General features: G+C 28.7%; 11 protein-coding genes. 1 reads left to right on the top strand and 10 read right to left on the bottom strand.

Annotation, left to right across the window (positions count from 1 at the left end; translation table 11 throughout):
* Nucleotides 1–2 precede the first annotated feature (2 nt).
* Nucleotides 3–2,186 carry a TonB-dependent siderophore receptor gene (locus EQ921_RS09515; protein WP_128331479.1) on the bottom strand — a complete coding sequence of 728 codons (2,184 nt, stop codon included), beginning with the start codon at nucleotides 2,184–2,186 and terminating at the stop codon, nucleotides 3–5.
* Between the two features lie 198 nt (nucleotides 2,187–2,384).
* On the opposite strand from EQ921_RS09515, the gene EQ921_RS09510 reads away from it, so the two are divergent.
* Nucleotides 2,385–3,689, top strand: coding sequence for a M48 family metallopeptidase (locus EQ921_RS09510; RefSeq protein WP_255424469.1), 1,305 nt, complete (start codon nucleotides 2,385–2,387; stop codon nucleotides 3,687–3,689).
* A 23-nt stretch (nucleotides 3,690–3,712) separates the two neighbouring features.
* Here EQ921_RS09510 and EQ921_RS09505 read toward each other — a convergent pair whose 3' ends face one another.
* From EQ921_RS09505 to EQ921_RS09465, 9 genes are all read right to left on the bottom strand, one after another.
* Nucleotides 3,713–5,272: a hypothetical protein gene (locus EQ921_RS09505; RefSeq protein ID WP_128331478.1), complete on the bottom strand. Its 1,560-nt coding sequence runs from the start codon at nucleotides 5,270–5,272 to the stop codon at nucleotides 3,713–3,715.
* A 44-nt stretch (nucleotides 5,273–5,316) separates the two neighbouring features.
* The gene (locus EQ921_RS09500) at nucleotides 5,317–6,795 is read right to left on the bottom strand and encodes a DUF6770 family protein (protein ID WP_128331477.1); all 1,479 of its coding nucleotides are present in this window, start codon (nucleotides 6,793–6,795) and stop codon (nucleotides 5,317–5,319) included.
* A gap of 44 nt (nucleotides 6,796–6,839) precedes the next feature.
* Entirely contained in the window at nucleotides 6,840–8,381 is a 1,542-nt protein-coding gene (locus tag EQ921_RS09495) for a DUF6770 family protein (protein ID WP_128331476.1), read from the bottom strand.
* A 46-nt stretch (nucleotides 8,382–8,427) separates the two neighbouring features.
* Nucleotides 8,428–9,978 (bottom strand): DUF6770 family protein, encoded by a 1,551-nt coding sequence (locus EQ921_RS09490; protein ID WP_164875619.1) that lies wholly within the window; start codon nucleotides 9,976–9,978, stop codon nucleotides 8,428–8,430.
* Nucleotides 9,979–10,368: 390 nt separating this feature from the next.
* On the bottom strand, nucleotides 10,369–10,821 hold the full coding sequence (locus tag EQ921_RS09485; RefSeq protein ID WP_128149154.1) for a tetratricopeptide repeat protein: 453 nt from the start codon (nucleotides 10,819–10,821) through the stop codon (nucleotides 10,369–10,371).
* A gap of 1 nt (nucleotide 10,822) precedes the next feature.
* On the bottom strand, nucleotides 10,823–11,419 hold the full coding sequence (locus tag EQ921_RS09480; RefSeq protein WP_128149152.1) for a superoxide dismutase: 597 nt from the start codon (nucleotides 11,417–11,419) through the stop codon (nucleotides 10,823–10,825).
* A 213-nt stretch (nucleotides 11,420–11,632) separates the two neighbouring features.
* Nucleotides 11,633–13,621, bottom strand: a complete 1,989-nt coding sequence (locus EQ921_RS09475; RefSeq protein ID WP_128331474.1) for a TonB-dependent siderophore receptor — start codon at nucleotides 13,619–13,621, stop codon at nucleotides 11,633–11,635.
* A 3-nt stretch (nucleotides 13,622–13,624) separates the two neighbouring features.
* The gene (locus EQ921_RS09470; RefSeq protein WP_128331473.1) at nucleotides 13,625–14,491 is read right to left on the bottom strand and encodes a FixH family protein; all 867 of its coding nucleotides are present in this window, start codon (nucleotides 14,489–14,491) and stop codon (nucleotides 13,625–13,627) included.
* Nucleotides 14,492–14,620: 129 nt separating this feature from the next.
* Complete coding sequence (locus EQ921_RS09465) at nucleotides 14,621–14,989, bottom strand: hypothetical protein (RefSeq protein WP_128331472.1); 369 nt, start codon at nucleotides 14,987–14,989, stop codon at nucleotides 14,621–14,623.
* Between the last annotated feature and the right edge of the window lie 20 nt (nucleotides 14,990–15,009).

Raw genomic sequence — 15,009 nt, 5'->3', positions numbered from 1 at the left:
TGTTAAAATGTATAAGAGATGCCTAAACGATAGTTTCTGGATGCTTCTGTCTGCCATCTCCAGGTCATCACTTTTCCAATGTTACCGGCAGAACCACTGTATAAGTATTGGTCAAAAAGATTATTTATGTTGAGAGCTATAGTTATTTTGTTGTTAGTCCAGGAAATTCCCGCATCAAATCGATTGTAATCAGGAAGTGCTTTTTCACCTTCTACAGTATTCCAGGTTGAACGATCTGCCTGTAGAGTATATGCCGTATTAACTCCCCAGCCTTTTAAAATTCCTTCGGAAAACGAATATCTTAAAATTATATTTGCTACGTGTTTCGCATAACCGGGAACAAGAGTTCCTTTTTTGTATTGTTTGGTATCTTCTGTTATTTTAGATTCTGTAAAAGCATAATTTGCTATCATGTTGAATCCTTTGCTTAAAGTTCCTTGTATATCAACTTCTACTCCTTGGGTTCGTGTTTTTCCTAATTGAAGAACATAGGACTCTGAGGAAGTGTTATCCGGATCGGCAGAAAGTTGATTTTTCTTTGTAATTTGATAAACGGAAAGAGAACTGTTCCATTTTCCGTCAAACCATATTTTTTTTGCTCCCAATTCTATATTATTCCCAACGATAGGATCAATCTTACCTCCGTCTCTTTTATTTCCGGACTGAGGTACAAAAGCCTGATCGTATAAGGCGTATAAGGAAGTATTTGGGGTAAGGGAATAGCTAATGCCCAGCCTGGGTGTAAACCTGTTTTTTTCAGCAGTTACTCCGTAAGAAGTATCTTCAGCTGAAGTATATCTCGTAGCTATGGTGATTCGTAATTTATCATCAAAAATTCCTAGTTCATCCTGTACATAAATCCCTGTATATTTTAAAAGATATTTTGACCCACCGGATCTTTCTTTAATACTTTTACTTCTGTCAAAGGTGGGTAGACCCAGTGAAGCTGAACCGTTTCCGGGAGCGTAAATGTTATAAGAATCTTCTGTATCCAGAGCAAAAGTCTGTGACCAGTCTCCCCAATATTCTTTATTGCCTAAATCCAAACCGGCAAGTATTCTATGTTTTATCTTACCGGTATTTATTGAGCCGTTTACAAATAACTGTCCAAATTTCATTTCGTTTATGGCATCTCCAATGGATACTGTTCTCCTTAAATCTCCATGGGTGTTAATATAATTAAGCCATAATGAACTGCCTTTTTTATAATAGTTGAAGTAAGCTGCTTGAGCTGTAATTTTCCAGTTTTCGGAAAGGTTATGCTGCAAATTGACTGTAAAAGATTGATCTTCTATTTTGGTGGGTTCCATTCCTGGAGCTAATACAGAATAGTTTCTTGGAAGGCTGGCATAACCCGACGGAGAAAAGCTATAGTAAGATCCAATATTAGACATGTTTACGCTTTGGTAAGTATATTCCAATGTTAGTAAGGTGTTGTCATCTATTTGATAGCTTAATACAGGGGCAATTCCTGCTTTTTTATTAAATTCATATTTTCTGAATGAATTGTTGCTCTGCCCATAGATATTTAATCGGTACAGTAGCTTGCCTTTCTGATCTATTTTACCCCCGATATCCAATGCTCCTCTATAATAATCGTAACTGCCAAGCATAAGAGATATTGAGTTTTGATTATTTTTAACTGGCTTTTTCATTACTACATTATATATTCCACTGGGTTCTCCGTTAGACATCATAAATCCGGAAGGACCTTTCACAATTTCTACTCTTTCTACAAAACTCATATCTTCTGTTAACGGTCCCCAGGTGGATGTTACATTCATGCCATCTCTAAAGGCAGAAGCTCTTGAACCTCTCATATTTATTCGTACATAGGTATCTCCCCAGTGTTCCAAGCGGGTAACCCCACTAATATTTTTGATAAGTCCGTCACTCATGCTTGTTATAAGCTGATCTTTTATAATTGCTGAATTTACAATCTGTATATTCTGAGGGATTTCTAAAATGGGTTCTTCTAAGCGTAAAGAACCGGATATATTTCTTGAATTATATTTTTCTTGATTGTTTCTGATGATAATTGAGTCAAGATGGTTTTCCTTGAAAATGTTCGAAGTTTTTAAAGAATCCGAATTTTCAGTTGTCAGGGAATTTTGTGTAGTATCAACCTGAGATAGTACAACACTACAACATGTAATAAAAAGAACGAGAGATATATAAAGTTTCATATTATATTTTATACAAATATATTTATTTAGTCTAAATAAATATAATATTTTATTTACTTATCTTAATTTTTAAATTACTTTACAAATGAGTGAGTTATATGGTTGCTGTATGAAGCCATTTAAATGAAAGGTCTTCTTGATTTATAATCTATTTTGAAATTATAATGTAAAGTGTATTTTTGCCTAAAAATTAATGAAATGAAAATCATCAGAATGTTATTTATTTTATGTTCGGGTATCGCGTTTTCTCAAAACTATATGCCTATTGATACAGCGGACAAAAATAAACGAGAGGAAGCAGCCTCTTTATTTAGTGAATCAGGAAAAAAGTTTATTGAATCTTTAAAAAAAGAGTATTCGGGAAAGGAACTCAAGTTGCTGGTTAAGGAATTTGAAGAATTTAATAAAGAATTTAAAGAGGAAATTAAGGAAGGGAATTTTTGTTATGATTCGCGCTTTACGGATTATGCAGCTAAAATACTAGAGAAATTGAGAGTAAATAATTCCTCTATTCCACAAAACTTAAACTTATTAATATCTAAAGATCCTAGTTTAAATGCTTTCTGCCTTCCCGATGGAACTTTTGTTTTAAATATGGGATTATTTTATTGGATGGATAATGAAGATCAGATTGCTTCTGTTCTTTCTCATGAACTAAGCCATAATATGCTCAACCACTCTTTACGCAAACAGGTGGGAATTGTCAGGGAACGTTTATCTTCAACGAATAAAGAGAAAATAAAGGAGATAAAAAAGCAAAAATATAATCGTTCACAAGCAGCTTTGGATTTGTATAAAAACAGATTATATGCTGCAGGGGAATCCAGTAAAAAAGATGAATATCAGGCAGATTCTCTGGGCTATGTGTTAATGAAAAAATCTCCGTATAACGAAGGTGCCTTTTTAGGAGCGCTTGAATTGATGGCAAAATACGATAGTATACGTCCTAAAGGATTAGAAGATGAAATATATAAAAAGATATTTAATTTACCCAATCAACCTTTTAAAGATGAATGGTTAAAAAAGGAGGATTTTTCGCAATATGATTATTCTTTGTATAAAGAAAAAATAAATAAGGATTCCGTTTCTACTCATCCGGAAATAGAATTCAGGATTGCCAGGCTTAAATCTGAATTTAGTGAACTTAACTCTGATTTTAAGAAATCTACGCCTAACGAAGAGTTTAAAGGACTGGAGAAAATTGCGGGTTACGAAAGAGTTCCGTCCTTATATTTTTTTGAACAATACGGTGTAGGTATATATTTATGCTTGTATCAACTTCAGAATAATCCTGAAGATACTTATTATACAGAATGGCTGGGAAAATGTTTTGAAAAAATTTATGAAGGAAGGAAAAATTATAAACTTAACCGTTATCTGGCAAAGATAAATCCTAAAAATCAGTCTGAAAGTTATCAGCAATTTCTCAATTTTATGTGGAATTTATCATTGGATGAAATAAAGAATATTTCAGATTATTATAATAAAAAAGCACCTCAGTAGGGGTGCTTTTTTTACATTTGCTATTAGTTAAGCTTTTCCAGACGAATTTGATTATATTTATCGTTCTCGTTATATTCTCTTAATATGATATATCCCTCTTTGGCTTTCATTGGATATATTGTATATTTATCTTCTTTTGAATAAGTTGGAATTACTTCTTTTTTTAATTCGTTATCAGATATCGTATTAACTCCCAATATCCATTTTTTTTCAGATTTTATAAAGTTTTCATAGAAAAACACAGCTTCTTTTCCGTTTTTGGTATACTGAGAAAACCGATAATCATAAGATTCACTTGAAATTTCTTTTTGTATAATTTCAGTTTTTTCAAGATTAAAGTTTTCATCCATAAAAAATAGCACAAAATCACTGGTTAGTTTTTGTTTTTTGTTAACTAACTCTGTAAGTATGCAAATTCTACCTTCGCTAAAAACAAAAAACTTTATGGTTCTTAGTCTGAAGTTTTTTTTGAACCTTCCATTAGGAGTTATTTTAATTTTATCTTTGAAATCTTCCCAGACAGTATATTTTTTTGATATTTCTCTTCCTGTAGAATCTAGTACTATTTTATAAAATCCCAGATTTTTTTCTAAATTGAAGTATGTGTCTTGTTGGAAATTAGAATAATTTCCAACAATTATAAGTTCATTATTTAATTCTTTTAAATTTATGGTATAATTAAATTCACTTACATTATTTTCGAGAAGATATTCATATTTTTTATCCCCGGTTTTTTGATTTAAAGCAACAATTTTATAATCCTGTGGCAATAATTTATTGTATTTGGATTCTATAAGATACAAATTATTATAAGTTTTATGATTTACAGATGCTCTAACGTAGTTTTTCTTAGTTGCATTAGAATTGTAGGTATAATTCCATACTAATTGATTATCCGTATTGTAAAATTTTATGGAATTATTTTTATAATAAATTAAATTATTATAATTGTAATTCCATGTTAAACCGTTAACTAATCTATTAGCTGAATTGTAGTTTTTTATGGGATTATCACTATGAATCTGATGATCGTAATTATATTCGTATATGTAATAGCCATTAGTATTTATAGTAGCCAAATTAAATCCTATTTTTGAATTTTGGTTTAAGATTTTTTTATACTCTTTTAAATCCTCGGGTATTTCTTGTATTTCATCATTTATATAATAATATTCAGGACTTACGGTATTTTTAGAAATCGATATCGTTCTAAAAGAAAAAAGAACAAAAGGTACAACACCTTTATCATAATGTTTTAGGTTGATGAGTAGCTCATCATTGTTTATTAATGTACAATCTGTAATATATCTCACAAAATTATTATGATACTTTTTAGTAGTGAAAATATTATTTGATACCTTGTTCAGATTTTTATCTAATAAAATGTATTCAAATTGAATATGGTCCTGATCAAAGGAGCCTTGGTTGTAAAAATATATATAACCGTAAACTTGCTCATTAGAATCGTAAATAATAAAATTGGAGGCTAAATACCCTTTAGCCATTTTAGATAAATTCTGAGTTTGAGATTGAATAAAATGAGTAACTAATAAAAATATAGTAGCTAAAAATGTACTTTTCATGTCTGTTTAATAAATTGATTTTATCATTAAGAATTAATATAATTTTAGTTTATTTTTTCCAGACGAATTTGATTGTACTTTTCTTTTTCGTTGTACTCTCTTAATATAATATATCCTTCTTTGGCTTTCATCGGGTATATAATATATTTATCTTCTTCTGAATAAATCGGAATAGTTTCTTTTTTTAATTCATTATCAGATATGGTATTAACCCCCAGTATCCATTTTCTTTCATTACTTGAAAATCTTGTATAGAAAAACACAGCTTCTTTTCCGTTTTTGGTATATTGAGAAAACATGTAACCATCGCTATCATTATAATATGAAATTCCTTTTTGTATAATTTCAGTTTTTATCAGATTAAAATCTTTATCCATAAAAAATAACACAAAATCACTGATTTGATTTTGCTTTTTGTTAACTAACTCTGTAAGAATGCAAATTCTACCATCGTTAAAAACAAAAAATTTCAAGGTTCTTATTCTGAGATTTTTTTTAATCCTCCCATTAGCTGTTATTTTAATTTTATTATTAAAATCTTCCCACACAACATATTTTTTAGATATTTCTCTTCCTGTTGAATCTAATACTATTTTATAAAATCCCAGATTTTTTTCCAAATCGAAATATGTGCCTTTCTTATAGTTAGAATAATTTCCAAAAATTATAAGCTGGTTATTTAATTCTTTTAAATTTTTAGTATGATTAAATTGCCTTACATCCTTTTCAAGAAGATACTCATATTTTTTATCTCCGGTTTTTTGATCTAATGCAACAATTTTACAATCTAGTTTAGTTAATCCTTCACTGTTAGACTCTACTATATATAAGTTGTCAGAGGTATTGTGAATTATAGAAGCTGTAATATAATTTTGTCTAGTTGCAATAGGATTGTAGGTATAATTCCATACTAATTGATTATCCGTATTATAAAATTTAATGAATTTAGTTTTGTAAAAATGAAAGTTATTATAATTGTGCTCCAAAATATAGTAACCGTTAGTACTTGCTTTAGCTAAGCTAACTCCTGCTTTTGAAACAGGAGTTAAAGATTTTTTATATTCTTCTAAATTATCTGGTATTACTTTTATTTGCTCATCTATATAATAATATTCTGGGCTTACAATATTTTTAGAAATCGATATTTTTCTAAATGAAAAAAGAGCAAAAGATATAAAGAATGTATCATGATGTTTTAAGTTGATAAGCAGCTCATCATTATTAACTAATGTACAGTTTGTAATATATCTGACAAATCTATTAAGATATTTTTTTGTTGTAAAAATGTTATTTGATAACTTATTTAAATTTTTATCTAATAAAACGTATTCAAACTGAATATGATCTTTATCAACGGAACCTTGGTTATAAAAATAGATATAACCGTAAACTTGCTCATTAGAATCGTAAATAATAAAATTTGAATCTAGGTATCCGTTAGCCATTTTAGATAAATCCTGAGTTTGAGATTGAATAAAATGAGTAACTAATATAAATATAGTAGCAAAAAATGTGCTTTTCATGTCTGTTTAATAAATTGATTTTATCATTAAGAATTAATATAATTTTAGTTTATTTTTTCAAGACGAATTTGATTGTACTTATCTTTTTCGTTGTATTCTCTTAATATAATATATCCTTCCTTAGCTCGCATAGGGATTATTTCATAATTATCTTTTTCTGAAGAAATAGGGATTCTTTCCTCTTTTATATTTTCATTAGAAATCGTAGTAACTCCCAGGATCCATTTTTTTTCAGATTTTACATAATCTTTAAAGAAAAAAACAGCTTCAGTTTCATCTTTAATATACTGTGAAAACAGATAATCATAATTAAAGACTTTACTTAAATCTTTTTGTATAGTTTTAATTTTTTTAAAATTAAAATCTTTATCCATAAAAAAAAGTACAAAATCGGTTGTTTGTTCTTCTCTTTTAGTAGCAGCTTCAGCAATAACATTTATTATAGGCAAAGGAATAAAGTTACCAATACCCATTTTTGCCGGTTTATATTTTTCTGTTAATATGCAAATTGAACCATCTTTAAAAATGAAATATTTAGTAGGTAATAAACGGAAATTTTTTTCAACTCTTCCCTTTTCATCAATATCAATTTGTTCTTTAAATTCTTCCCAAGAAGTGTATTTTTTAGATATTTCTTTACCCTCAGAGTTTAAAACAATTTTATAGAAACCCAGATTGTTATTTAGATCAAAATTTTTATTTTTTTGATACTTTGAATAGTTACCTGTAATAATCAATTCTCCATTTAGTTCTTTCAATCTTATGTTATGACTGAATTCACTAGAATTATTTTCAAAGACATACTCATATTTTTTATGTCCATTGTTAGGATCTAGAGCAATAATTTTATATTCTTCGGCCATATCCGATTTAAATGAAGATTCAAGTACGTATAAGGTATTATTGGAGCTGTGATTTATTGAAATTTTATTGTATTTTTTTTTTGTTCCGTTAGGATTGTATTCATAGCTCCATAATAATTCATTTTTGAGGTTGAAAAAATTTAAATTTTTATTTGATCCTATTTTTCCGTTAATTGGATATTCTAGAATATAATATCCGTTAAAATTAGAAGATAGACCAGAAACACCTGAAAAGGACTTGTCTTTAAATTCTTTTTTAAATTCAGATAAATTTTGAGGTATTTCCTTTATTATACCTTCTGAATAAAAATATTCGGGGCTAATCGTTTTATTGGTTATTGATATGGTTATAAATGAAGATAGGTAATAAGGTACTTTTCCTGTATCATAATGTTCTAAATTAATAAATACCTCATCGCTATTGGTTAAATTGCAATAAGTTACAGTGTTTTTGAAATTATTATGATATTTTTTAGTTGTAAAAATATTGTTGCTTACTTTATTTAAATTTTTATCAAGCAATACATATTCCAGTTGAATATTTTCCTTGTCAACATCTCCCTGATTGTAAAAATAAATGTAGCCGTAAACTTGATCCTTAGCGTCGTATAATATGCTACTGTAAACCAATCTACCAGTAGCTAAATTGGCTAAATCTAGTGTTTGAGAATAAAAAATATTGCTCAGTAATAAAAATAAAGTGGCAAAAAATGTGTTTTTCATATGTGTATGTAATAAATTGTTTTTATCATTAAGAATTAATATAATTTTAATTAAGTTTTTCCAGACGAATTTGGTTATACTTTTCTTTCTCGTTGTACTCTCTTAACATAATATATCCTTCCTTAGCCGGCATAGGAATTATTTCATAATTATCTTTTTCAGAATGCAGAGGGATTATTTCTTCTTTCAATTCTCCATTTGAAATCTTATAAATGTTTAAATACCATTTTTTTTCTGATTTTATATAGTTTTTAATGAAGAAGAAAGCCTCGGTTTTATCCTTTATATATTGAGAAAATATAAAAGTATTATAATAGTTAAAACCCTTTACTAAATCTACTTTTATTGTATCAATATTCTTTAATTTAAAATCTTTATCCATGGATATTAATACAAAGTCAGAATTTAAAGTTTCTTTTTCTGTACTTGCATTGATTATATCTCCAATTCCGATTATTGGTATCAAAACACCATTTTTATAAGGTCGGTATTTTTGAACTAGAAATGAAATTGAGCCATCTTTGAAAATAAAGTGAGTCACTGGTCTTAAAATAAATTTTTTATCTACAATTCCGTTTTTTTCAATATCCAATGATCCTTGCAATTCTTCCCATAGTATGTAATTTTTAGATATTTCATTACCTAAAGAATCTAAAACAATTTTATAATATCCTAAATTATCTAAATCTATTGATTTGAAAAAATTAAATTTCTTATTTTTTTTATACTTTGAATATACTCCTGTTATGTATATATGATTGTTTATTTTATCAAAATTATTTTCAAAATTATACTCGCTCTGAGAATTTTCAATAACGTATTCGTTTTTTTTATTCCCGGTCATTATATCTAAAACTGATATTTTATGTTCTTCAGGGACTTCATTAATATATTTCTTTTCTAACATATATAAATAATTCTCAGTAGAAAATTCTACATAAGATTTATTATAGTTCTGTTTGGTAGCATTGGTATTATATTCATAAATCCAGAGTTGCTCGTTTTTGTGATTAAAATATTTAAGATAGGTTTCAGAACCAATGCCTTCAAATATTTCATCTTTTACATAATAACTATTTAATGTAGGAAAAAACCTAATGTAGCAGGGTTTGTTCTCTTTTGTGAAACTTTTTTTGTACTTAGAAAAATTGTTTGGAATTTCTCTTGACTGATCATTTATGCAATAATATTCTGGGCTAATTTTATTAGTAGATAAAGATATTTCAAAATAAGTCTTAAATGAATGGTACTGACTTTTTTCTTTGCCTGAATTAATGATAGATACCCTTAAGTTGTCGGTATCGCCAATACTGCATAAGAAAAGCATCTCCATGTTTTCGAAATATTTCTTGGTAGTAAAAGTATTGGTAGACAGCTTATTGAGATTTTTATCAAAAAGTATATATTCAATTTGAAGTGTTTCTTTATCAATTAAACCCTGATCAAAAAAATAAATATAACCGTATAGTTCATTTTTATTATAGATTCTGTCATAATCAATAAATTCTCCTGATGATATTTTAGCCAAATCTACTAGTTGAGAATAAAAAAAGTTAGTTATTAACAAAAAAAAAGTTACAAAAAGCGTATTTTTCATATATCTATGTGTAATAAATTGTTTTAATTATTTGAAGATTTATACTCAATATAATTGAGTATAAAATAAATTATATTTCTAAAAGTGGGTGAAATAAAGGTGGAGTAACTTAAATTGTGACTCGTAAAATGTTTTTATATAGAGAAAAGAATCAAGATCAAGCAAATGATTCATTAAAAATGAGTTTATTACAGGCATTTTAAAAATAGTTAGTAATTATTAAAAGTGGCAAAAATAATAAAAATTAGCATAAACTTAATTTACCTTTATATATTTTTGTTTTCAGGTAAAAAAACAATATAAATAAAGCGGATAAATTTTATCCGCTTTAGGCTTAATTAACTTTCTAAATTAATGTCTGAGATGAGTAGTATTAAAATTAAATTATGGTTATGCGGATTTTTCCAAAATTTCTTCTTTTATCGTCTGAAAAAGTTTCTCCTTATTAGAAATAGGAATGTTATTTTCTTTGATGAAGTAGGTATAAGATATCATAGCTTTTCTCATTTCCATTTTTATGTTTTCCTTGTCTAGACTTTTATTTCCTGTAAGGTGTAAAAGATAAAAAAGGGCTCTCTTTAGTATTTTTTCAGCCTTGTCTTTTTTATTTATTTCTTTGTACGTATTGGCCAGATTATTACAGGAGATAATATAAATCTGCACAAATGGTATTTTTAGTTTATTGCACAGTTCAATATGGTTATTTAAAACTTCAGATCTATAAAGAGCTTCTTCATAACCGTGCAAAGCACGTTCAAACTTTGAGTTATTAAAAAGTTCGTTGGAATAAAACGTTAATTTTTTCCAGTGATTTTCAATGTGATGCATGCAAGTGTCGCTCATATTATTTTAAATTTTGATTAGCAAAATCCCAGTTTACAATTTCCCAAAATCCATCAATAAATTTGGGTCTTGCATTACGATAATCTATATAGTAAGCATGCTCCCATACATCCAAAGCTATTAATGGTTTTTTTCCAAAAATAAGAGGATTATCGGCATTTTTTAATGGCAGGATTTCTAATTTTTTGTTATTATTTAAAGCCAGCCAGGTCCATCCACAGCCGAAAAGTTTACTTGATATGGTGGTGAAATTATTTTTAAAACTTTCAAAGCTTCCGAAATCACGGTTAATTAGGGCAGCAATTTCATTTTTGGGTGTCTTCCCCCCATGGGGGGAAAGACAGTTCCAAAAAAATGTGTGATTCCAATGCTGGGCCGCATTATTAAAGAGTCCTTCATTATGTGTTTCAAAACCGGTTTTAATCATTTCTTCAATAGATAAATTGTTAAATTTACTGTCTGAAACAATATTCATAAGATTGTTTACATAGGCTGCATGATGCTTTCCGTAATGATAATCTAAGGTTTCCTCTGTAATTACAGGTGCTAGCGCATGTCTGTCATAAGGTAACGGAGGAAGTATTTTTGTGATATGCATTATCTTAAGTTTTCTTGTTTGTACTATTTTTAGTTATTACAAATGTAATAAAAAATTAGATTAATCTAACAAATATGTTTTATTTGTACTTAAACTATTCGTTTTAAGATGTTTAATATTTGTTTAATGAGTTGGGAGGAAATAAAAAACCTCCGGTTATAAAATATTTACCAGAGGTTTGAGTATTAAATGATTATTGTATTAAAACAAATATTACCAGTCAAAGGATATATTAATAAAAAAATTACGTCCTTTTCTTAAAATATTATTCCAATCTGAATATGTTGTGTATTTTTTATCCAAAAGGTTTTCAACTCCTATCTTACTCACTAATTTATAAGAACCAAAGAGAAAAGAATAGCCTGTTGAAAAGTTATATATAATAAAATCAGAGAATTTCTGATTACCAAAATCCGGATCATAATTCTTTTGCCTTCCCGATCCTTTAAATAAAAATTCACCGGTAAATCGATTTTTATTGAAAAGAATGGAAGATGTGTAAGAAAACGGGGCAATGAGCGGTAAAGAAGTGCCTTTATCATCCCTGCCTTTTTGGTAAGAAAATCTGCTGCTCCATTTCCAACGATTACATATTGTATAATTTAACTGTAAATATGTAGTAAAGATAGATGCATACTTTAAAGAATTATAGATTTTTACACCTTTGGCACCCAGAGTCATTGGTGATAGTTCCTCATTTTTTTTACCTGTAATATAATCATTAAAATAAAAATAGGATGATCCTGTTTCCAGTTTTAATGACTTTATCTTCCCATGCATAATAAAACTACCTTCCCATGATTTTTCATTCTTTAAAGTCGGGTTTCCTATATAATCAAAATTATCAAAATTGTTAAAAAGGTAAAATCCATAGGCTTCGGAAACTGAAGGCGTTCTTTCACCATAACCGCCTCCTAAAGAAATATGAAAATCATTTGCCGTATACTCATAAAAAGCTGTTGCTTTTAAAAATATTCGATGATTAAATTGAGCAGTTTGAGGAAAAAAAATCTGTATACTTTTTAAACCAATTTCTTCATTTATACCATCTTTTTGATACCCCCATCTTGCAGAAATTGAAAATGAATTTAAGGCATCTAAAGTATAACGATCTTCAAGAAAAAAAGATGTATTAAATGTGCGAATATCCGGCCATGTATACATAAACATAGGAGAAACATCAGAATTTTTAGGGTACATAGTCATTTCCGCCTGGGAACGATTATAGAAACCGTCCCAGTGGGCAATAAAAGAATGACTTGAAGTTTTACCTTTTACTGTTGAATAAAACCCCAGAGTATTGCTTCGCCCTGGCATATCCATGTGGACGGGATTATTGGGACGGTGAGTATCATCCATAATATGAGTTATAGAATTAAAATAAATTTTAGACTCCCATGAATCTAATAGATAGGAAATATTTTCTTTTCTGTAACTCAAAGAGCCTATCCAGGCTTCTGCTTTCTTTACATCCATGGTAAGTGCCGGATAGCCGACATGGGTAGCCTTATCTAAAATAAAAGTACTTTCCAGAAACTGAGATTTGGATATGCGGTAGCCTAAATGAGTGTAAAGGTTAGTTTTTTCAAATTGTGAAAAGTATATTTCTTTTTGACCTCCGGATTTATAATTTTCACTTTTTCTGTGAAATAAGCCGGAAGAAAAATAGAATTTTTTGTTAGAGTGAGAGATGTCTATTCCATTGATGAAATAATTACCATTCGTTTCATAGCCGGTGTACAGGCTTTTACTCCATTTTTTTTGTAAAAATCCGGTTTTTTTTAAGTTCATGGTAATATTGCCGCCAATCGAATTACCTCCATGTATCCCACCCTGCAAGCCTGAGCTAACTTGTATGTTTTTAAGATTGGAAATTTCTACGTAGGAAGTTACAGGGTCCATTTTATCGGTACACGCATTAAATAATTTCATTCCATCCAACGTAAGAGAAATCCTTTCAGAAGTCATTCCGTTTAAAGAGGGTTCCCAGCCATAATTACCTCTACGAATTAAATCAATTTTCCCTGAATTTTCCATATATTCATCCATAGTAGCAAGAGGCTTGGATTCAGATGAAATATCCGGCTTTTTAGTTCCCAGAATAATTATATTTTCTATGGTTATATTCTTTAAACTATCTGCAATTTGTGTATAAAAAAAGTGAAAATATAATAAACATAGAAAAGTTAGAATTTTTTTCATCTTTTATAATTCTGTTTCCCAAAAAATGCTGCTAGAACTGTTGGTTTCGGTAATAGATTCACCTTTAATAGCTTGTCCTGACGCATCTAATACCTGTAAATTGATTTTCCAGTATCCGGTCATTGTAAAAGAAATTTTACCCTTGTAAAAACCGGGAAGTTCTGAATTAATTAAATCTGAGTTATTGGGAGAACCATGATTTCCCATTTCAGGCATTCTGGGATCAATTATTATTTTATAATTATTTACAGGGGTAAAAGTGAACATATTTTCCATTTTGTATAAATAGGCAGTCAAATCATTACTACCAATTGTTGGAGATACCGGCGAAACCCAAGCTAATAAATATTTGTTGTTGTCGGTACCTGTAAAATTCTGTATTACCTTGTTGGGTGAGTTTAAAACCGTGAGTTTAATTGAAGTGTTAAAATTCTGATTTTTTATTTTATAATCAAGTTCAAGTTCCCAGTATTCGGAATCGTTATTAGCCATTTGAAATATAATGAAACCTTTGTATAAAGTGGGTTCGTTATTTAAATGTACGATGCTTTCATATGGGCAAGAATGGCTTTTGTTAGTCATACGCATCAAAGGTTTCCAGGATATTGAAGCTCCGGATATAAACTCGCCATTGGTTTTGTTTTGAATGCGAAGAAAAATTTCATTATAACCCGTAATTATCTTTCCGGTTTTGCTATATAAAGTTATGATGTGATTTTCATTGGCTTCTTCCTGAATTTTAATTAATCCGGAAAGGACGGAATTACCTGAATCAGAAGAAGAATCCTCGTTTTTACAAGAGATAGTAATGAGTAAAAAAAAGATAGATAATGATAAGCTAAGAAAATTTAAAATTGATACGTTTTTCATATTCTAATAAATTAAATGATTATCCCAGGGCTTAATATGCTATTAGCCTGATTAAAAAAAGTTATTATTGATAAACAAGATTATCCTTCCGTTTATAATAAATTAAAACAGAAGAAAAAAAGGATAAGTTTATCGGGATAAAACGGGAGGTTTAAAAATAGAGGTTTGATAAATTATAGAATATAAATCTATATAATGATAAAAATTTGTAACAGGAGAGAATTTAATTTTATTTATAGAAAAATCCAATTTGTCTATTATAATAAAAACGTCTACAAATTTTATAGAATTGCTTGTTGTATTTTCTTGACTATCCTGAGCCGCTTTGTCAGCTATTTCTTTTGCTAACTGACATTTTCCGTTACAATGGGTTTCCGGTGTGTTTTTGTTAATACATAATACAGTAGAAAAATACTTGTAGTTAAGACCATAATCCAACAAAGGGATTAATGGTCTGAAGAATGTTAGTAATATCAACAAAATAAGACCAAACTTCATAAGACAAATATATAAGTAAC

It is taken from the genome of Apibacter sp. HY039 (genome assembly GCF_004023655.1).
Taxonomy (GTDB): Bacteria; Bacteroidota; Bacteroidia; order Flavobacteriales; family Weeksellaceae; genus Apibacter; species Apibacter raozihei.
This window is presented reverse-complemented; position numbering and strand designations above follow the sequence as displayed.

Bases quoted from the DNA above. Each gene is read 5' to 3' on its own strand.
- EQ921_RS09480 (WP_128149152.1), bottom strand. From the start codon at position 11,419: ATGCATATCACAAAAATACTTCCTCCGTTACCTTATGACAGACATGCG.
- EQ921_RS09465 (WP_128331472.1), bottom strand. From the start codon at position 14,989: ATGAAGTTTGGTCTTATTTTGTTGATATTACTAACATTCTTCAGACCA.
- EQ921_RS09475 (WP_128331474.1), bottom strand. From the start codon at position 13,621: ATGAAAAAAATTCTAACTTTTCTATGTTTATTATATTTTCACTTTTTT.
- EQ921_RS09485 (WP_128149154.1), bottom strand. From the start codon at position 10,821: ATGAGCGACACTTGCATGCATCACATTGAAAATCACTGGAAAAAATTA.
- EQ921_RS09510 (WP_255424469.1), top strand. From the start codon at position 2,385: ATGAAAATCATCAGAATGTTATTTATTTTATGTTCGGGTATCGCGTTT.
- EQ921_RS09495 (WP_128331476.1), bottom strand. From the start codon at position 8,381: ATGAAAAACACATTTTTTGCCACTTTATTTTTATTACTGAGCAATATT.
- EQ921_RS09505 (WP_128331478.1), bottom strand. From the start codon at position 5,272: ATGAAAAGTACATTTTTAGCTACTATATTTTTATTAGTTACTCATTTT.
- EQ921_RS09500 (WP_128331477.1), bottom strand. From the start codon at position 6,795: ATGAAAAGCACATTTTTTGCTACTATATTTATATTAGTTACTCATTTT.
- EQ921_RS09515 (WP_128331479.1), bottom strand. From the start codon at position 2,186: ATGAAACTTTATATATCTCTCGTTCTTTTTATTACATGTTGTAGTGTT.
- EQ921_RS09470 (WP_128331473.1), bottom strand. From the start codon at position 14,491: ATGAAAAACGTATCAATTTTAAATTTTCTTAGCTTATCATTATCTATC.
- EQ921_RS09490 (WP_164875619.1), bottom strand. From the start codon at position 9,978: ATGAAAAATACGCTTTTTGTAACTTTTTTTTTGTTAATAACTAACTTT.